The 18,800-nt window shown below is 40.0% G+C and carries 20 protein-coding genes and 1 other annotated feature; of the genes, 17 read left to right on the forward strand and 3 right to left on the reverse strand.

Annotation, left to right across the window (positions count from 1 at the left end; genetic code table 11):
* The first annotated feature begins 89 nt into the window (after positions 1-89).
* The 13 genes from rplS (at position 90) to BMX26_RS02475 (ending at position 9,575) form a co-directional block, all read left to right on the forward strand.
* On the forward strand, positions 90-443 hold the full coding sequence (gene rplS / locus BMX26_RS02410) for a 50S ribosomal protein L19 (RefSeq protein ID WP_075529869.1): 354 nt from the start codon (positions 90-92) through the stop codon (positions 441-443).
* Positions 444-543: 100 nt separating this feature from the next.
* Positions 544-620 (forward strand) — a sequence feature (ribosomal protein L21 leader region).
* Between the two features lie 16 nt (positions 621-636).
* Complete coding sequence (rplU, locus tag BMX26_RS02415) at positions 637-945, forward strand: 50S ribosomal protein L21 (protein WP_075529870.1); 309 nt, start codon at positions 637-639, stop codon at positions 943-945.
* A 14-nt stretch (positions 946-959) separates the two neighbouring features.
* The gene (locus tag BMX26_RS02420) at positions 960-1,277 is read left to right on the forward strand and encodes a ribosomal-processing cysteine protease Prp (RefSeq protein ID WP_075529871.1); all 318 of its coding nucleotides are present in this window, start codon (positions 960-962) and stop codon (positions 1,275-1,277) included.
* 27 nt (positions 1,278-1,304) lie between these two features.
* Complete coding sequence (gene rpmA, locus BMX26_RS02425) at positions 1,305-1,586, forward strand: 50S ribosomal protein L27 (RefSeq protein ID WP_075529872.1); 282 nt, start codon at positions 1,305-1,307, stop codon at positions 1,584-1,586.
* Positions 1,587-1,959: 373 nt separating this feature from the next.
* Positions 1,960-2,433 (forward strand): ribosome maturation factor RimP, encoded by a 474-nt coding sequence (gene rimP / locus BMX26_RS02435; protein WP_075529873.1) that lies wholly within the window; start codon positions 1,960-1,962, stop codon positions 2,431-2,433.
* A gap of 19 nt (positions 2,434-2,452) precedes the next feature.
* Positions 2,453-3,622 (forward strand): transcription termination factor NusA, encoded by a 1,170-nt coding sequence (gene nusA, locus BMX26_RS02440; RefSeq protein WP_075529874.1) that lies wholly within the window; start codon positions 2,453-2,455, stop codon positions 3,620-3,622.
* Positions 3,623-3,633: 11 nt separating this feature from the next.
* Entirely contained in the window at positions 3,634-3,933 is a 300-nt protein-coding gene (rnpM, locus tag BMX26_RS02445; RefSeq protein ID WP_075529875.1) for an RNase P modulator RnpM, read from the forward strand.
* Positions 3,923-4,228: a L7Ae/L30e/S12e/Gadd45 family ribosomal protein gene (locus tag BMX26_RS02450; RefSeq protein WP_075529876.1), complete on the forward strand. Its 306-nt coding sequence runs from the start codon at positions 3,923-3,925 to the stop codon at positions 4,226-4,228. The genes rnpM and BMX26_RS02450 overlap by 11 nt, the downstream gene beginning before the upstream one ends.
* A gap of 58 nt (positions 4,229-4,286) precedes the next feature.
* On the forward strand, positions 4,287-6,503 hold the full coding sequence (infB, locus tag BMX26_RS02455) for a translation initiation factor IF-2 (RefSeq protein ID WP_075529877.1): 2,217 nt from the start codon (positions 4,287-4,289) through the stop codon (positions 6,501-6,503).
* A gap of 12 nt (positions 6,504-6,515) precedes the next feature.
* Complete coding sequence (gene rbfA, locus BMX26_RS02460; RefSeq protein ID WP_075529878.1) at positions 6,516-6,869, forward strand: 30S ribosome-binding factor RbfA; 354 nt, start codon at positions 6,516-6,518, stop codon at positions 6,867-6,869.
* Positions 6,870-6,921: 52 nt separating this feature from the next.
* Positions 6,922-7,833: a tRNA pseudouridine(55) synthase TruB gene (gene truB / locus BMX26_RS02465; RefSeq protein WP_075529879.1), complete on the forward strand. Its 912-nt coding sequence runs from the start codon at positions 6,922-6,924 to the stop codon at positions 7,831-7,833.
* Between the two features lie 10 nt (positions 7,834-7,843).
* Positions 7,844-8,833: a riboflavin biosynthesis protein RibF gene (gene ribF, locus BMX26_RS02470; protein ID WP_075529880.1), complete on the forward strand. Its 990-nt coding sequence runs from the start codon at positions 7,844-7,846 to the stop codon at positions 8,831-8,833.
* Positions 8,808-9,575: a TrmH family RNA methyltransferase gene (locus tag BMX26_RS02475; protein ID WP_075529881.1), complete on the forward strand. Its 768-nt coding sequence runs from the start codon at positions 8,808-8,810 to the stop codon at positions 9,573-9,575. The genes ribF and BMX26_RS02475 overlap by 26 nt, the downstream gene beginning before the upstream one ends.
* A 235-nt stretch (positions 9,576-9,810) precedes the next feature.
* On the opposite strand, the gene BMX26_RS02480 is transcribed toward BMX26_RS02475, so the two are convergent.
* The 3 genes from BMX26_RS02480 to BMX26_RS02490 all read right to left on the reverse strand — a co-directional run bounded on the left by BMX26_RS02480 (position 9,811) and on the right by BMX26_RS02490 (position 13,902).
* Positions 9,811-11,280, reverse strand: coding sequence for an amidohydrolase (locus BMX26_RS02480; protein WP_082272450.1), 1,470 nt, complete (start codon positions 11,278-11,280; stop codon positions 9,811-9,813).
* A gap of 246 nt (positions 11,281-11,526) precedes the next feature.
* The gene (locus BMX26_RS02485; protein WP_075529883.1) at positions 11,527-12,393 is read right to left on the reverse strand and encodes a YitT family protein; all 867 of its coding nucleotides are present in this window, start codon (positions 12,391-12,393) and stop codon (positions 11,527-11,529) included.
* Positions 12,394-12,507: 114 nt separating this feature from the next.
* Positions 12,508-13,902 (reverse strand): amino acid permease, encoded by a 1,395-nt coding sequence (locus BMX26_RS02490; protein WP_075529884.1) that lies wholly within the window; start codon positions 13,900-13,902, stop codon positions 12,508-12,510.
* A 226-nt stretch (positions 13,903-14,128) separates the two neighbouring features.
* Between BMX26_RS02490 and BMX26_RS02495 the strand changes: the two genes are divergently transcribed.
* The 4 genes from BMX26_RS02495 to BMX26_RS02510 are packed head-to-tail and all read left to right on the forward strand — an operon-like array spanning position 14,129 to position 18,721.
* The gene (locus BMX26_RS02495; RefSeq protein WP_075529995.1) at positions 14,129-15,334 is read left to right on the forward strand and encodes a CCA tRNA nucleotidyltransferase; all 1,206 of its coding nucleotides are present in this window, start codon (positions 14,129-14,131) and stop codon (positions 15,332-15,334) included.
* A gap of 12 nt (positions 15,335-15,346) precedes the next feature.
* Complete coding sequence (locus tag BMX26_RS02500) at positions 15,347-17,236, forward strand: ABC-F family ATP-binding cassette domain-containing protein (RefSeq protein WP_075529885.1); 1,890 nt, start codon at positions 15,347-15,349, stop codon at positions 17,234-17,236.
* 13 nt (positions 17,237-17,249) lie between these two features.
* Positions 17,250-18,206, forward strand: a complete 957-nt coding sequence (locus BMX26_RS02505) for a thymidylate synthase (protein WP_075529886.1) — start codon at positions 17,250-17,252, stop codon at positions 18,204-18,206.
* 11 nt (positions 18,207-18,217) lie between these two features.
* Entirely contained in the window at positions 18,218-18,721 is a 504-nt protein-coding gene (locus tag BMX26_RS02510) for a dihydrofolate reductase (protein ID WP_075529887.1), read from the forward strand.
* The last annotated feature ends 79 nt before the right edge of the window (positions 18,722-18,800 follow it).

An 18,800-nucleotide genomic window follows, 5' to 3' on the forward strand; every position in this document is an offset into this window, starting at 1 on the left:
ATGTGGTAAACTACTTTTTGGCGTTAAGCCATAATTAACGATATTCCGCTGCGACTGGACATGAATGTCGATGAAAAGGAGAAAAACCAATGTCAGTAAATCCATTGATTCAAAAGATTACACAATCACAATTGCGTAATGATATTCCAGAATTCCGCGCCGGTGATACAGTACGTGTTCACGCACGTATCGTTGAAGGCAAGCGCGAACGTATCCAAATGTTCGAAGGCGTTGTTATTAAGCGCCACGGCGAAGGCATCTCAGAAACATACACTGTTCGTAAGATCAGTAACGGTGTAGGTGTTGAACGTACTTTCCCACTTCACTCACCACGTGTTGACAAGATTGAAGTTGTACGTTTGGGCCGTGTTCGTCGTGCAAAACTTTACTACTTACGTGCACTTCGTGGCAAAGCTGCTCGTATCCCAGAACGTCGCAAGTAATGCATTTAAGAACTGCAAAAATTTTGCAGTTCTTTTTTTATTAAAAAGCTTGACGGCAAATGCTAAATTTGATAAGATGTCAATGTTGTATTTGTGCATGTCACAGCTGCAACCGCACGTTTTAAGTTTAAGCATTGCTTTAGCAATCACTACATTACGGCGAGTCTAAGAAAATTATAAGGAGGTGCACATAATGTACGCAATTATTCAAACTGGTGGTAAGCAACTTAAGGTAGAAGCAGGTCAAGCTATCTACGTTGAAAAGCTTCCACAAGCTGCAGGTGAAAAGGTAACTTTTGACAAAGTCGTTTTTGTTGGCGGCGAAAAGACTGTTATCGGCACACCATTTGTTGAAGGTGCTACTGTTGAAGGTACAGTTGAAAAGCAAGGCCGTGAAAAGAAGGTCGTAACTTTCAAGTACAAGCCAAAAAAGCATCAACACACAAAACAAGGCCATCGTCAACCTTACACTAAGGTTGTTATTGATGCTATCAACGCCTAAGTTGAGGCTCTTTAATGATACACGCACATATGCTTAAGTCAGACGGGCTTTTGTCTGGATTTGAACTTAAGGGACATGCTGGATCAGGCGAATATGGCTATGATATTGTATGTGCAGCGGTTTCGGTTTTAGCTATTAATACAGTTAATAGTTTAGAGAAATTGGCTGGCGCTACGTTGAATCGGCAAGCTGATGAAGAAAACGGCGGCTTACTTGTGGTCAAGGTTAGTTCATCCCTTAAAGATTCGAAGGTTCAATTATTGCTTAAGAGCCTTGAATTAGGTCTTAACGATATTGAAGTCTCATACCATGAATATATCCATGTAGAATAATTTACCATAGAGGAGGTGCACTCGATTATGTTAATGAATTTGCAATTCTTCGCCCACAAAAAGGGGGGCGGTTCCACAGCCAACGGTCGTGATTCACGTTCTAAGCGTTTAGGCGCTAAGCGTGCTGATGGCCAAGAAGTTTTCGGTGGTGAAATCCTCTACCGTCAACGTGGTACAAAGATCTACCCAGGTGTCAATGTTGGCATGGGTGGCGACAACACATTGTTTGCAAAAGCTGCTGGTGTTGTTAAGTTTGAACGTAAAGGTCGCGACAAGAAACAAGTTTCTGTTTACCCAGTTGCTGACTAATTAATCGATAAGGACGCTTGAAACCTTGTTTTTACAGGGTTTTAGGCGTCCTTATTTTTTACCGTTTTTATTGTCGTGACAATTTCGTGACATTTTTTTTAAAAGTGAACGCTTTTGTGCCGCCGTCAAATCTAACTTACCAATTAATTTTTGTGTTTAAAAAATTTTGCAGTTTATGTTGTGTACACTAAAAACATGCTAAAATAGCCTTTTTAGTCGTTAAAAATGGACATTTTCAGGATTTTTCTTGAAAATGGCTGAAAGCTGTGTTACAATAAAATTGTTTTTGATACTCGTTAGGGAGTGAGCAGAGATGCTCGCTCTTTTTGTTGGTACGGGTTTTAATCAATATATTTGATTGAGGAGGAAGATTTTGAGCAGTGTTGTTGAAACGGTGACAAGCTTAGTCACACCTATATTAGATGAACATCACTTTGAATTAGTTGATGTGGAATTTGTTAAAGAAGGTAAAAGTTGGTATCTTCGAGTCTATATTGACAAGACAGGTGGAATTAATATTGAGGAGTGTGCGCTTGTAAGCGACCTTTTAGGTGAAAAACTTGACAACTGCGATCCTGATCCTATTCCTCAAGCCTACTTTTTAGAAGTTTCTTCTCCAGGTGCTGAGCGTCCACTAAAAAAAGAGAGTGATTATGAACGGGCTCTTAATTCATATATCAATGTTTCCTTATATCAACAGCTTGACGGCAAAAAAGTTTATGAAGGAACCATGATTGACCTCAAACCGGATGAATTAACGCTTGAATATATGGATAAGACAAGAAAAAAGACAGTTGTCATTCCACGTAAGCAAATTGCTAAAGCACGCTTAGCAATCAAATTTTAATTGTAAGGAGTAAAAGACGATGAGTAAGGAATTACTTAATGCATTAGATGCAATTGAAAAAGAAAAAGGCATCAAAAAGGAAGTTATCATCGATGCTTTAGAACAAGCGCTTGTTTCCGCTTATAAGAAAAACTACGGTCAAGCCCAAAATGTAAAGGTTAAATTTGATCAACAACGTGGCGAAATCAAAGTTTATGCAGTTAAAGAAGTTGTTAGTGAAGTCTTTGACTCGCGCTTAGAAGTCAGCTTGGAAGATGCGCTTGAAATCAGCAAGGGCTATGAAGTAGGCGATTCAGTTGATTTTGAAGTTACTCCGCATGATTTTGGCCGTATTGCAGCTCAAACAGCTAAGCAGGTCATTATGCAACGGGTGCGTGAAGAAGAACGCCAAATGATTTATGACCAATATAGCAAGTATGAAAATGAAATCATGACTGGTGAAGTTGAACGCCGTGACAGCCGCTATGTCTATGTTAACCTTGGTAATGTTGAAGCTGTTTTATCTAAGCGCGACCAGGTGCCGGGTGAAGTTTACAACTCCCATGACCGCATCAAGGTTTATGTATACAATGTTGTCAACCCTAATGACAACCAAAATCAGGCTGAACAAACCGAAGAAGATGGTAAAAAGCGTCGCAAGAACCGCGGACCTCAAGTTTATGTAAGCCGGTCACATCCTGATTTGTTAAAACGTTTATTTGAAAATGAAGTGCCCGAAATTTTTGATGGTACTGTTGAAATCAAGTCAATTGCACGTGAAGCCGGCGACCGGGCTAAAGTAGCTGTTTATACAGAACAAGAAGGCGTTGATCCAATCGGTACTTGTGTTGGACCGCGTGGTGAACGGGTTAAGGCCATTGTTGAAGAATTGAACGGCGAAAAGATGGATATTGTTGCATGGAGTGAAGATCCAGCCGAATATATCAAGTCTGCTTTGAAGCCGGCTGAAATCTTGGAAGTTCGCTTTGATCCTGAAAATGACCGGGCTTGCACTGTTGTAGTTCCTGACGATCAATTGTCACTAGCTATCGGCAAGCGGGGGCAAAATGCCCGCTTAGCTGCGCATTTGACGGGCTACAAGATTGACATCAAGCCTGAATCTGAAGCTGACGTGGACAGCAATGAAACTGCCCAAACAGTTGAACCAACTTTCAGCTTAGATGACATCGAAGGCTTAGACGAAGAATAGGGGGCATTTTCATGGCACAACGTAAAATTCCCATGCGTAAAGATATTGTGACGGGTGAAATGAAACCTAAAAAAGAACTCGTACGTGTTGTGAAAAATAAAGAAAATGAAGTATCTGTCGATCCGACTGGTAAAAAAGCCGGGCGCGGCGCATACATCCATGTTGATGTTGAAGCTGCTAAAAAAGCTAAACAAGAAAAAATTTTCGATAAAACTTTCGGCATTAAAATCGATGATCAGTTCTATGATGATTTGATTGCTTATGTCGACCACCAACAGGCTAGAGCAGAGTTATTCGGAAATGGAAAATAAACAAAAAGTCTTGCAGCTGTTAGGCCTTGCTCGCCGCGCTCGTAAGGTTGAAACCGGTGTGGATTTGGCCTTGGCTTCGGTACGCAACGGCAAAGCCAAACTTGTTTTTTGTGCAAGTGATGCTGGCAAGAATACAATCAAAAAAATGACAGATAAATGTCAAAGTTACGCGGTGATGTGTTCACTTGATTTAACCCAAATTGAATTGAGCGATGCAATCGGCTCAAAGCGGTCAGTTGTGGCTGTGACAGATACAGGTTTTTCAAAGAAGTTCATGGAGCTTTTAGCTGATTAATTCGCACTAATTTGGATTATGGGCTAGAGCACATGATCAGCAGATTGGAGCGATATTAATGAGTAAAAAAAGAATTTATGAATTAGCAAAGGAACTTAATGTTTCCAGTAAGGAAGTCATTTCCGCTGCCAAAGAAAAAGGCTTCAAAGTCGGGAATCATATGTCGACTTTAGGTGAGAATGAAGAACGCCAATTGCGTGCGGTCTTTGCTCCAGCTCCTAAGAAAAAAGTTGACACGAAAAAGGCACCGGCAGAGCATAAGAGAGAAGATAATGCCAAAAAGCCTGCGCCAAAGCATGTTGAAACTAAATCAGCAAATCGAAATGAAAGGCATTCTGGTAACCATATGGAAAATAACAATAATCATAATAGCAACGGTAAGAAATTTTCAAACCAAAACCACAATAATACAAACGGAAGGTTCAACAAGAAGAACAAAAAGAACAAGAAAAATAATCGCAACAACCGCCATGATGTGAAGAAAAATCCTGTTCCACAAAGAAAAAACAAGCCATTGCCGGAAACATTGGTTTACACTGTTGGTATGAATGTGGCTGATATTGCCAAGAAAATTCACCGTGAACCAGCTGAAATTATTAAGAAGCTCTTTATGATGGGGGTTATGGTCAACCAAAACCAATCACTCGATAAAGATACCATTGAAATTTTAGCAGCTGATTATGGTATTAAGGCTGAAGAAAAAGTTGAAGTCGATGTAGCCGATATCGATAAGTTCTTTGAAGATGAAGAAAAGAACATGGAAAATGCAGTTGTTAGACCACCAGTTGTTACAATTATGGGGCACGTTGATCATGGTAAGACAACTTTGCTTGATAAATTACGTAATTCACACATTACGGCCGGTGAAGCTGGTGGGATTACCCAGCATATCGGTGCTTATCAGGTAAGACATAATGACAAGATTATTACTTTCCTTGATACACCAGGTCACGCGGCCTTTACCAGCATGCGCGCGCGCGGGGCGGATGTTACTGATATTACCGTTTTAGTTGTTGCTGCTGATGATGGTGTAATGCCGCAGACTATCGAAGCGATTAACCACTCTAAGGCCGCTGGTGTGCCAATTATTGTTGCTGTTAACAAGATTGATAAGCCGGGTGCTAATCCAAACCACGTTATGGAACAATTGTCTGAATATGAATTGATTCCTGAAGATTGGGGTGGCGATACCATCTTCGTTGAAATTTCCGCTAAATTCGGCAAGAACTTGGATGAATTATTGGATATGATTTTGCTGGAAGCTGAAATGCTAGAATTGAAGGCTAACCCAAATCAACATGGTGCCGGATCAGTTGTTGAAGCCCGTTTGGATAAAGGTAAAGGCTCTGTAGCAACCTTGCTGGTACAACAAGGTACTTTGCATGTCGGTGATCCAATTGTTGTCGGCAATACTTTTGGCCGGATTAGAACAATGACGGATGCCAGAGGACACAGGATTAAAAAGGCAACTCCGGCAACACCAGTTGAAATTACAGGTTTGAATGATGTGCCGCAATCAGGTGACCGTTTTGTAACCTTTGACGATGAAAAGACAGCTCGTGCTGCTGGTGAAGAACGGGCTAAGCGGGCACTCTTGAAAGAACGCAGCCAAACAACGCATGTTACTTTAGACAACTTGTTTGATACTTTAAAGCAAGGCGAAATGAAAGAAGTTGCCGTAATCATCAAAGCCGATGTGCAGGGTTCAGTTGAAGCTATTGCTCAATCATTCAAGAAGATTGAAGTTGAAGGTGTTCGTGTCAACATTATTCACCAAGCTGTTGGTGCCATTAACGAAAGTGATGTTACCTTAGCTGAAGCATCGAATGCGATTATCGTTGGGTTTAACGTTCGTCCAACGCCGCAAGCTAAGATTCAAGCTGAAACTGATAACGTTGATATTCGGTTGCACAATGTTATCTATAAAGCCATCGATGAAATTGAAACTGCCATGAAGGGTATGCTTGAACCAGTTTATGAAGAAAAAGTTACTGGACAAGTTGAAATCCGCCAAACTTACAAAGTATCCAAACTGGGCACTATTGGCGGTGGCTATGTAACTGACGGCTACATCCAACGTGATTCAGGTGTCCGGATTATCCGTGACGGCATCGTTATTTATGAAGGCAAGCTGGCTTCTTTGAAGCGATTCAAAGATGACGTTAAGCAGGTTAAGTCTGGCTTTGAATGTGGTTTGATGATTGAAAAGTACAACGACATCAAAGTTGGCGATCAAATCGAAGCTTTCGTGATGCAAGAAGTTCCACAAGACTAAGGAGGATTTTAAATGGTACAACATTACCGTGTTGGTCGTTTATCACAAGAAATTCAGCGTGAAGTCAATGATATTTTAGTGAAAAGAGTACGGGATCCACGGGTTAGCGGCGTTACCATCACTGGGGTTGAAGTGACTGGTGATTTGCAAAATGCAACAATTTATTATAGTATTTTATCTGATTTAGCTTCAGATGCTAAAAAAGCACAACAAGGGCTTGATAAAGCTACCGGCTTAATCAGACGCGAATTGGGCCACCGCTTGAGTATTTATGTGACTCCTGAAATTAAATTTGAACAAGATCAATCAGTCCGGTATGGTAACCGGATTGATGAATTATTGAATCAATTACATCAACAAGATTAATTTAAAATCTGGGAGTGGGATTTTCTCACTCCTTTTTTTCGAGGTGATAAAAATGGATGGTATTCTGCCCTTAAATAAAGATCGTGGCATGACAAGCAATGATGCTGTTTTTCATTGCCGACGCTTATTTCAAACCCGTAAAGTGGGTCATAGCGGAACGCTTGATCCCAATGTTGACGGTGTACTTCCGATTTGCATCGGACACGCGACTAAAGTTGTTAATTACTTGATGGAATCAGGCAAGATTTATCGTGGCGAAATTACGTTAGGCTTTGCGACTGAAACAGAAGATTTAGATGGCGCTATTGTCGAGCAAGTTAAGCTCAAAGAAGCGGTTCCTGATGACACAATTACCCAGCAAATGGCTTTAATGTGCGGTGATTTAATTCAGATTCCGCCCATGTATTCAGCTGTTAAAGTTAACGGTCGGCGGTTATATGACTATGCCCGCAAAGGTGAAACCGTCGAACGGCCTAAACGAAAAATTCACGTGGATTATTTCAAAATGACCAGTTCATCAAGCTTCGATGAAGCTAAGGGCATTCAAAAATTTACCTTTGAAGTGGCTTGCGGTAAAGGCACTTATGTCAGAACCCTAGCCTATGATTTAGGTCGAAAACTAGGCTTGCCGGCCGTTATGAGTGATTTAACCCGGCTTAAAAGTGGCGGTTTTAACCTAGATCAAACCTTTACCTTAGCTGAATTAGCCGACTTAAAAGAAGCAGGCAAACTAGAACAAGCCCTTTTACCGATTGAAATGGCATTAAAACAGATGCCAAGAATTGATTTGACCGGTGACCAGTGGAAATTGGTCAAAAACGGCGGCTTTTTGGCGCCAAATAAAATAGCAGCTGACCATTATGCTAAGGTTGCTTTATTTTATGATGGAAAAGTCAGGGCTGTTTACCGCTACAATGAAGAAAAGCACCGTTTTCAAGCAGAGCAAATGATTGATCTGAGTTAGAAGGTAAAGTATGCAAGTTATTAAATTACAAGAACCGTATGATAAACAAATCATCCCACAAAGCCAAGTTGTTTTGTGTCTTGGCTTTTTTGATGGGGTGCATCGCGGACATCAACAGGTTATTTTGACGGCGCAAAAAAAAGCGCGCCAGTTAGGAGCTAAATTGGCGGTTTTAACTTTAGATCGTTATCCAGGTTTGATTTTTGCCAAGGAACAAAATAAAAATTTTACTTATTTAACGTCCTTGCAGCAAAAATTGCAGCTTTTGGAGAAATTAGGGGTTGATATCTGCTATATTGCCAGTTTTACGCCTGCTTTTTACCAGTTAAGTCAGCAGGCTTTTGCTGATAAGTACCTGCGGGGGTTAAATGCTGTTTGTGTGGTAGCCGGCAGCGATTACACTTACGGCAAAGATCCTAAGCAAAATCACGGCGATATGGCACATTTGTGCGCATATTTAAACCAGCAGATTGAAGTTATTGAAGTGGAGCATTTAATGTTAGACAACCAAAAAATAAGTTCAACAGTCATTCGAGCTGCTCTAGACCAAGGTGACTTAAGTTTGGCACGTGATTTATTAGGCTATTCTTATACCACTGAAGCCAAAGTGGTTCATGGCTTTGAACGGGGGCGGACTTTAGGTTTTCCAACGCTTAATTTGGAATTGTTAGATCAAGTGCGGATACCTAAAGAAGGCGTTTATGCCACTTGGGTTAAATTTGAAGATGATGATCAGTGGTATATGGGAATGGCGTCCATTGGGCGCAATGAGACTTTTGGAGAGGGTTTTGCAGTTACTATTGAAATTAACCTGCTTAATTTTTCCAAAATGGTTTATGGCAAAAAAGTATTGGTTAAATGGGAACAATACCTGCGGCCGATGCAAAAATTTAACGGACCGGATGCCTTAATTGCTCAATTAAAATTAGACCAGGTACACACAAAAGAAGTATTAACGAAGGGAAGCAGTCTTAATGGAAATAATCACCTCAACGACTAATCAGCGTGTTAAAAATTGGAAGAAATTGGCCCAAAAAAAGGAAAGATTAAAACAAAACCAATACCTGCTTGACGGTTGGCACTTGGTTAAAGAAGCGCTGCTTTCAGGACAAAAAATTGTCACGGTGCTGATGACCAAGGATTTTAAGCATCAAGCAGAACTTGAATTGGCCCCGGCAACCGAATTGATTGAAATTTCTGATAATATCGCCAAAAATTTGTCTTTGACACCCAGTCCGCAAGGAATTTTTGCCATTGTTGAAATGCCAAAAGACAACTTAGTGACACCTGACAATGCTAAGGGGGCTTGGCTATTTTTGGATGGAGTGCAAGATCCGGGTAATATCGGCACTATGGTTCGGACGGCGGATGCTTGCGGCTTTGAAGGGGTTGTTTTTGGTGAGAAATGTGCTGATATGTATCAACCTAAGGTAGTTCGTTCGATGCAGGGCAGCCAATTCCATTTACATTTATGCTCAGGCGACTTAATGACTTGGACGAAAGCGTTCAAACAACGTAAGATGCCTGTTTTCGGCAGTGAATTAAACCAGGATGCCAGATCTTATGATGAAGTAGGGCGTCACCATGACTTTGCTTTAATTATGGGAAATGAGGGCAATGGGATGAATCAAGCCTTGCTTAAAGAAACATCGCTTAACCTTTATATTCCAATTAAGGGACATGCTGAGTCATTAAATGTGGCGGTTGCAAGTGGCATTTTAATGTTTGCTTTAAAAGACTAAGCAAAAAGCACTTCAGGTGAAGTGCTTTTTTTATTTTCTTTAATAAGAAATAAAAAGTTACTTTAACTAAAAAGCTATCGTGCTTTTTATGCATACATAAGCATTAAAAATGAGTATTAGACATTTTTGAAAGGGCAATCTATAATGAGTTTAAAATAATAGAAGAAATAATAAAAATGTCCTGCAACTCATTGCAGGACATTTTTTATTTATGCCAGATTTTTTGGCCGCCCATCTACGTTTCTTGTACTTTGACTTCTTTTAAAGCTTCCGCATCAACGGTGAAAATATCACGGTCTAAAACGACAAAATCAGCATCTTTGCCGACAGTTAAGGTACCATTATTAATAAAACCGCCAATTTTGGCTGCATCTCTAGTGTAGGCTAAGAGAGCTTGCGGCAAGGTCAGCTTTTCTTCTGGGTTAATCGTTTGGACTGAAGATGTTTTGCGGGTAACGGCTGCATAAATGCTGTAAAAAGGACTATCAGGTTCAGCCCATGGCGTGCAAGGCGCATCTGAGCTGAGGCTAAATAAAATATGCTGATCGTGCAAGCCTTTCAGCCGATAAACCATTTTTAACTGGTTTGGATTAAGAAAAGTCCGGTAAGAATCCTCTTCCGCAAAGAAGAAAATTGGCTGCGTCGAAATGGCAATGCCAACTTTGGAAGCTTTAATTTGCTTGAGCATTTCATCAGATAGTAAAGAAGCATGTTCTATCCGCACTGATGGCATGTCTTTTAGCCAAGGGTCTAAATCTTGGCAGACATCGATGACGGTTTGGATGGCTTTGTCACCCATAGCATGCACGGCAACTTGCAAGTGGTGGCCTTTAGCATAAGCAATAATTTCAGCTAATTTTTCAGGGCTGGTTAGGCTGACACCTTTTTTACCGGAAACAAAAGTGTTTTTCATTAAAGCTGTTTCACCAGAAATACTACCATCCATAAAGACTTTAAGGCCTGATACCTGCATGTGAGCGTTGCGGATAATTTCAAATGGTTTGGTAATTTCGCTAGCGACATAATGGAGCGTAGCTTTAGGCTTAAAGCCGCGTTGGTAAGCATCTTGGTATAACTTGGCGCTATCATAAGGATTTAGGCGACCCATCATTTCACCGATAGCGATGATTCCGTTTTGCAGGTAGTGTGTGGAGGAGTTAACCAGATTTTTGACATCATTTTCATAGCTGATGGCTGACTTGGCTTTGATTAAAAGCTGACTGGCAGCAACTTCACGCATGAATCCGGTTGGACGGCCGTTAGCATCACGTTCAATTGTTCCTCCGACAGGATCAGGCGTATTTTCATCAATACCTGCTAGCTCTAAGGCGCGTGAATTGTCGACCGAAGAATGGCAGTCAGAGCGGTATAAGAAAATAGGCTGGGTGGTTGAGACTTCATCTAAATCATCCCGTGTTGGGCTGCGGTGTTCGGCTAATTTACTTTCGTCAAATCCCCAGCCTTCAATCCAAACATCCCGGCCTTTGCCGTATTCGGGCGTATGTCGGAGAGCTTCTTTGAGTTCGGCCATATTATTGACTAAAGGCGGAGTGCAGGCTGCGCCGTGCAAAGCGTCAGCAATATATTTAGGGTGGGTATGGTTATCAATAAGACCCGGCAAAACGGTTTGGCCTTTGAGATCAATGACTTCACCCCTAGGCTGAGCTGATCCTAGGGCGATAATTTTGCCGTCTTGGACGACCATCGTATCAGTAAAATTATGTTCGTTTTCCCCGGTAAAAATCTTACCGTTAATAAAAGTTTGATATGATATTTCTTCACCTGCTCATAAAAAACGTTTACATTAATTATTATAACGCATTTTAAGCTAGGGTAAAGCAATTTTATAGTCAGAAAAATAATAGAAAGTTACTTTAACTTTAAGACAAAAACAAAAACCAGCCACTAGGGCATAACAAAAGGCCTGGCATTTGTCCAGACCTTTTACTAATTATTTCTTTTGAAAAGTAAAGCCTTCGCCTAAGACTTCATTAACATCCATGATAGAAATGAAGGCTTTTTTATCGATAGCGCTGATAATATTTTTGGCTTGGGTAATTTCAGTGGCGTTAATGACACAATAAATCGCCTTGGTTTCCTTACCGGAATAAGCTCCTTCGGCTTTGAGAAAACTAACACCTCGATCTAATTCTTCCAAGAGGGCTGAGGAAATTTCGTCATTTTTACTTGAGAAAATGAAAAGACCCTTATCAGAGTAAGCACCTTCTTGAATAAAATCAACAATACGAGAAAAGACAAAAGAACATAGCAAAGTATACATCATCTGCCGCAAATTCAGGTAAGAAAGCGACAAAGTCATGACTACGACATCGAGGGCTAAAATCGTTTTTCCCATTGAAATCTTGCGGGTTTTCTCTAAGATGCGGGCAATCACATCGGTCCCGCCGGTAGTACCGCCGAAGCGATAAATTAAACCGGATCCTAACCCGCCAAAGGTACCTGCTAAAACCCCAGCTAAGAACATATCATGCTGAACACTGAGATTAATGGGTAAGGAAACGCGTTGCCAAATCCATAAGAATAAGGATAGCATTAGGGTACCGTAAACAGTGTAAAACAATGACTTTTTGCCTAAATAGCGGTAACCGATTAAAATCAGCGGAATGTTGATGGCAACCGTCGAATAGGCAGGGTCAATATGGAACCAGTAACGTAAAATTAAAGTGATACCAGTGACACCGCCTTCAGCCAAATTATTGGCGATGTTAACATTTACTAAACCATATCCATAAAAAGCACAACCTAAAGCAATCATTAATAAATCTAATAGGTGAATTCGATTGTCGCGCATGAGCATTCCTCCAAAAATTCATTTATTTTTATAATACCACTTTTTACGTTCAAACATAGATATAACTTTAACTTAAGACGGTAAAATAAAAGCACCCCCAAAAAGGAGGCACAAGTTCAATTATTTGTTTGTTTTTAAACCATAACGGAACAGGTAAACAATTACTGTAATAAGCAAAACAGCTGCTCCTACGATGACCGAAATTCGTGTGTCAGGATTAAAGAACATGCAAACAACAATTAAGATGAGCATGGCCATCGCAAAATAATTGGAAAAAGGATAGAGCGGTAATTTAAAAGGATGATCTTTTAATAAAGCGGGGTTATTACGCCGGAAACGTAATTCAGCCCATAAAATGACAAACCAAGGAATCATGCCCGGCAAAACGGATGAAGAAAAGACTACAACAAACATATCACCGGCTGATTTAGCCACTAAGGTATCTAAAGAAAATCCCAGTAAAATTCCACTGGTAATGCCATAAATCGCATAATTTGGCACGATTCTTTTGGAAATATGGCTAAAAATTTTAGGTGCATTATTTTCAGTGGCTAATTTAAAAAGCATCCGGCTGGAACTGTAAATTCCGGAATTAGCACCTGAAAGTGCGGCGGTTAGAACAACAAAGTTAATAATGGAGGCTGCTGCCGTAATGCCGACTTTGGCAAAGGTCGTTACAAAAGGTGACCCCAGCCCGCTTAACTTATTCCAAGGATAAATGGTTACAATCACAAAAATAGCTCCGACGTAAAAAATCAAAATCCGCATTAAAACCGATTTAACCGATTTAACGACCGCTTGCTTTGGATTAGCAACTTCGCCAGCTGAAATACCTAAAAGTTCGATACCTTCGTATGAGCCGGCGACAACTGACATTGAAAATAAAAAGCCCTGCCAGCCGCCGGTAAAAAAGCCATTGCCGCTTTTTCCCGGATGGTCCCATAAATTACTTAAACCAATCGGATGTCCACTATTACCAAGGCCAAAAAAAATGAGACCTAAACCTAAAAGAATCATCACGATAATCGTTACAACTTTGATCATGGCAAACCAAAATTCCAGTGCACCATAGGCTTTAGCACTTACGATATTGGCCAAAACCAGTAAAAAGATGATGACTACACCGGCAATCCATGTTGGGGCTTTAGGCCACCAAAAGCGCAGGTATTCCGTAGCTGCGACGACTTCCGACATTCCCACAACGATATATTCAAAAACGTTAGCCCACATTGCCAAATAGCCGGCTAAAGGATGGACATATTCGGTGGCATAATCGGCAAATGATCCGGTTCCAGGGTTAACGTAGAGCATTTCACCTAAAGCTCGCATAACAATATATAATAAAAGGCCTACAAAGGCATAAGACAAAATCACCGATGGACCGGTCCATTTGATGGTGGATGTTGAGCCCATAAACAGGCCCACGCCGATGGCTCCTCCCAGTGAAATCATTTCTACCTGTCCAGCTGTCATGGATCGTTTCAAGGCTGTTTTAGCTTTATTTTTAGTTTCCATTATTATTTCCTTTCATAGCTATGGTACATTATCAATTATATCGGAGTTTAAACCAAATTCAATGAAGTATTAGTTTTAATTTATCTATTTTGTCGATAATAAAGCGAACTAAACAATGACTTAACTTTTAAGGCCTGATTAGGTTATACTAATAAATGATAGTTTTTTGCCAGACAGAAGATAACCAAAAACTGTTATGTGAATTCAAAATGATTGGATGAAAAAAATGCGATTAAATAATTTACCCCAAGAATTTATTGACGCCAAGCCGGTATTAGATACGATTAAAGAAGCTGGTTTTGAAGCCTATTTTGTTGGTGGCAGTGTTAGGGATACGTTATTAGGCCTTAAGATACACGATGTCGATATTGCAACCAGTGCTTATCCTGAAGAAATCAAACATATCTTCAAAAAAACCGTCGATACGGGCATTGAACACGGGACGGTGATGATTTTAGATCATGGGCAAGGTTACGAAACCACAACTTTTCGTACTGAATCAGGTTATCAAGACTACCGTCGGCCTGATAAAGTAACTTTTGTCAGATCTTTAAAAGATGATTTAAAGCGGCGCGATTTAACAATTAATGCGCTTGCTTTAGCAGCTGATGGCGAAGTTATTGATTTGTTTGACGGCCTCAAGGATTTACAGGAACGACGGATTAAAGCTGTCGGAAATCCTAATGAGCGTTTCCATGAAGATGCGTTGCGAATGATGCGGGCGATCCGTTTTGCCAGTCAGCTTAATTTTGAGATTGAAGATGCTACCTTGGCGGCGATTGTGCAAAATGCGCCTTTACTGGCTAAGATTGCTGTAGAAAGAATTAATGTTGAATTTGTCAAGCTAATGCTGGGTAAAGATGTCAAAAAAGGATTAGAACCTTTTATCACTAGCGGCCTGTATCAATATTGCCCGCAATTTTTAAAGCATCAGCAAGATTTAAAAGACTTGCTTAAATTAAATCAAATAACCTGCGAAAATGAAGAAATGTGCTGGACATTATTGTTATTTGCTTTGCATATTACCAAGCCAGCGGCTTTTTTGAAAGTCTGGAAAGTATCCAATGAGATGATTAGGCATGTCGAAAAAGCTTTAACCTGCTTAAATGACCTTAAGCAAGAGCAATTAGATGCTTTAAGTATGTACCATGCCGGTGAAAAAGCTTTAAAGCTTGCTTTAGCAGTTGCAAAATTATACCAGCCAAGCCTTGATAAAGCGCACATCTTGGCCGATTATCAAGCGCTGCCCATCAAAAACAAGGATGAGCTTAGATTAAATGGCAAAATTTTGCTGCAAGAGACAAATCTTAAGCCAGGACCACAGTTAGGCAAAATCTTAAATGAAGTGGAACGTCAAGTGGTAATTGGGCAAATTAAAAATGAGAAGACAAAATTGCTGCAATTAGCGCAGCAACTCAATGCTACAAAATAAAGGAGATTAAGCATGCAAACCTTAAGAGTGGAACATTTAACCAAAACTTATGGGGAAAAGACCTTATTTGAAGATGCTAATTTCATTATTAATGAAGGGGATCGTATTGGCTTAATCGGAACCAACGGCTCAGGCAAGACGACTTTGTTAAATGCGTTAAGCGGTCTTGATCCGGCTGATTCAGGCCAATTAATTGCGCCCAATGATTACCGCATTGGCTATTTGATGCAGGCACCTGATTTAAATGATGATAAAACAATTATGGAAGCTGTGTTTGAAGGGGCCGGTCCGATTTTTCAGACTATTCGCAACTATGAAGAAGCACTTAGAGCTTATGGCTTAGATCCTGATAATGAGAAAAAAGCGCAACGATATGCAGATGCGGAAAATCAAATGAATCAAGAAGATGCCTGGATGGCTGAAAGCGATGTTAAAACGATTTTAACCCAGCTGCACATTAATGATTGGTCGCAAAAAATTGGAACACTTTCAGGCGGGCAAAAAAAGCGGGTTGGGATGGCTCAAGTTCTCATCCAAGCACCTGACTTATTGATTTTAGACGAACCAACAAATCACTTGGACTTTGATTCTATTGAATGGCTGCAAGGCTATTTGGCTAACTACAAGGGAGCCTTGCTGGTAGTGACACATGATCGCTACTTCTTAGACCAAGTGGCTTCGCAAATTATCGAATTATCCTTTGGAAAATTGTATTTTTATACCGGCAACTATCAAGCTTTTGTTGAACAAAAAGCCCAGCGGGTTGAACATGAATTAACAGCTGAACATAAGCAGCAGCAGCTTTATAAAAAAGAATTGGCCTGGATGCGGACAGGAGCTAAAGCCAGGACTACCAAGCAACAGGCACGAATTAACTATTTTAATGATTTGAAAGATAACCTCAATAAGGTGCAAATTGACGGCAAAGTTGACATTAATTTAGGCCAGCAGCGGTTAGGGAAAAAAGTCATTGAAGTCAAAAATGGTTCGCTAAAATTGGGCGACCATCAGATTATCAAAAATTTCAATTTACTGATTCAAGCTGGCGACCGGATTGGTATTACCGGAGTCAATGGCGCAGGCAAGTCGAGCTTTTTGAATGCTTTAGCTGGTAAATTACCATTGGATGAAGGTATTTTGACGATTGGTGAAACGGTCAAATTAGCTTATTATACGCAACAAACGGAAGAAATCCCCGGAGACAAGCGGATTATCAATTATTTAAATGAAGTTGGCCAAAGTGTCATCAATAAAAATGGTGAACGGGTAAGTACCACACAGCTGCTCGAACAGTTCTTGTTCCCACGCTTTATGCACGGGACATTAATCAGAAAATTGTCCGGCGGTGAAAAACGGCGGCTTTATCTGTTAAAATTACTCATGTCTAGTCCCAATGTTTTGTTCTTAGACGAGCCGACCAATGATCTTGACATTGGAACATTATCGATTTTAGAAGATTATTTGGATGATTTTGACGGTACGGTTATCACTGTTTCCCACGACCGTTACTTCTTAGACAAAGTAGCAGATGATTTGCTGATTTTTGAAGGTCAGGGTAAAATTGAACGGTACACAGGCTTATTTACTGATTATTTGAAAAAACAAAAAGTTCAAGCCAAAAAAGAAGACAAAAAAGACCAGCCTACAGAACCTAAAAAGCCGGCAACAACTGAAGTTAAGATTAAAACCAAATTGACCTATGCTGAACAGTTGGAATTTGATCAGCTGGAAGCCAAAATTGAGGCATTAGATGAACAAAAAGAAGAACTTCAGGCAAAGATGCTGACAGTTGATGGGGCTGATTATGGTAAATTGGGCGATTTGCAACGTCAGATTGATGAAATTACTCAACAAACGCAAGCAGCCATGGATCGCTGGGAATATTTAGGACAATACGTATAAGCGAGGAATAAAAATGAAAGAACTAGAAGAGCCATACTTGCAATTAATTCGAGACATTTTAGCGCATGGGCATCAAAAAGATGACCGGACTAAAACCGGTACAATCAGTTTATTTGGTTATCAAATGCGTTTTGATTTAAGTAAAGGTTTTCCTTTACTGACCACCAAAAAAGTTCCTTTGGGTTTAATTAAAAGTGAACTGTTGTGGTTTTTAAAGGGTGATACGAATATCCAATATTTGTTAAAGCATAAAAATCATATTTGGGATGAATGGGCTTTTAAAAATTGGGTAGAATCAAGTGAATATCAAGGGCCTGATATGACTGATTTTGGTTTGCGCTGCCAAAAAGATGAAGTTTTTAACCAGATATATCAAGAACAAAAGGCGTTTTTTTGCAAAAAAATGGTTGAAGATGATTCCTTTGCCCAAAAATATGGCAATTTAGGTGATGTTTATGGTGCTCAATGGCGGCATTGGAAAACCAGTCAAGGTGAAACTATTGATCAAATTCAAAATGTGATTGAACAAATCAAAAAGACACCTGATTCACGGCGTTTAATTGTGACAGCCTGGAATCCTGAAGATGTGCCGACCAGTGCTTTGCCGCCATGTCACACCTTGTTTCAATTTTATGTGAATGATGGTAAATTAAGCTGTCAATTGTACCAGCGCAGCGGAGATGTCTTTTTAGGTGTGCCGTTTAACATTGCCAGTTATGCTTTATTGACACATTTAATTGCACGGGAATGCAATCTTGAAGTCGGTGAATTTGTGCATACTTTGGGAGATGCACATATTTACTTGAATCATTTAGACCAGGTTAAAGAACAAATCAGCCGCACCCCTAAAAAAGCGCCAACGTTATGGCTTAACCCCGAAAAGAAACACTTAGCCGATTTTGAAATGGATGATATCAAGGTTCTTGACTATAATCCGGCACCAGCAATTAAGGCTCCGGTAGCTGTTTAAGGGGTGATTTAATGCTAGCATATATTTGGGCTGAAGATGAAAAAAAACAAATCGGTTTAGAAGGTAAATTGCCCTGGCATTTGCCGGATGATTTAGCCTATTTTAAAAAAACAACGCTCAATCATCCCATTGTGATGGGCAAGAAGACTTTTGCAAGCTTTCCCAATCTCTTGCCTAACCGGCTGCATGTTGTTTTAACCCATGACCAAGAATTAGCTCAAAAAGCACAAACAAATCCAATGCTTGAAGTATTTAATTCGCTGGAACAATTAAGAATCTGGCTGAATGACAAACAAAATGAGCTGATTTTTATTATTGGCGGGGCTTCTTTATTTGAAACTTTTAAAGATGAAGTTGACTTGTTATATGTCACTAAGATTCATGCTATTTTTAAGGCTGATACCAAGATGCCTGAACTGGACGAAAAAGCTTTTACTTTAGTCAAACAAACAGCGGGTTTGGTGAATAAAAAAAATAAATATGCGCATGATTTTTGCCTTTATCAACGGAAATAACTTTAAACGCAGGTGATTTAATGACTATGTCTGAATTGGAAAAATTAGAAGCAAGCTTGGAGTACTGCTATGATGATTC

The sequence above is a fragment of the Ligilactobacillus sp. WC1T17 genome (assembly GCA_900110005.1).
Taxonomy (GTDB): domain Bacteria; phylum Bacillota; class Bacilli; order Lactobacillales; family Lactobacillaceae; genus Ligilactobacillus; species Ligilactobacillus ruminis_A.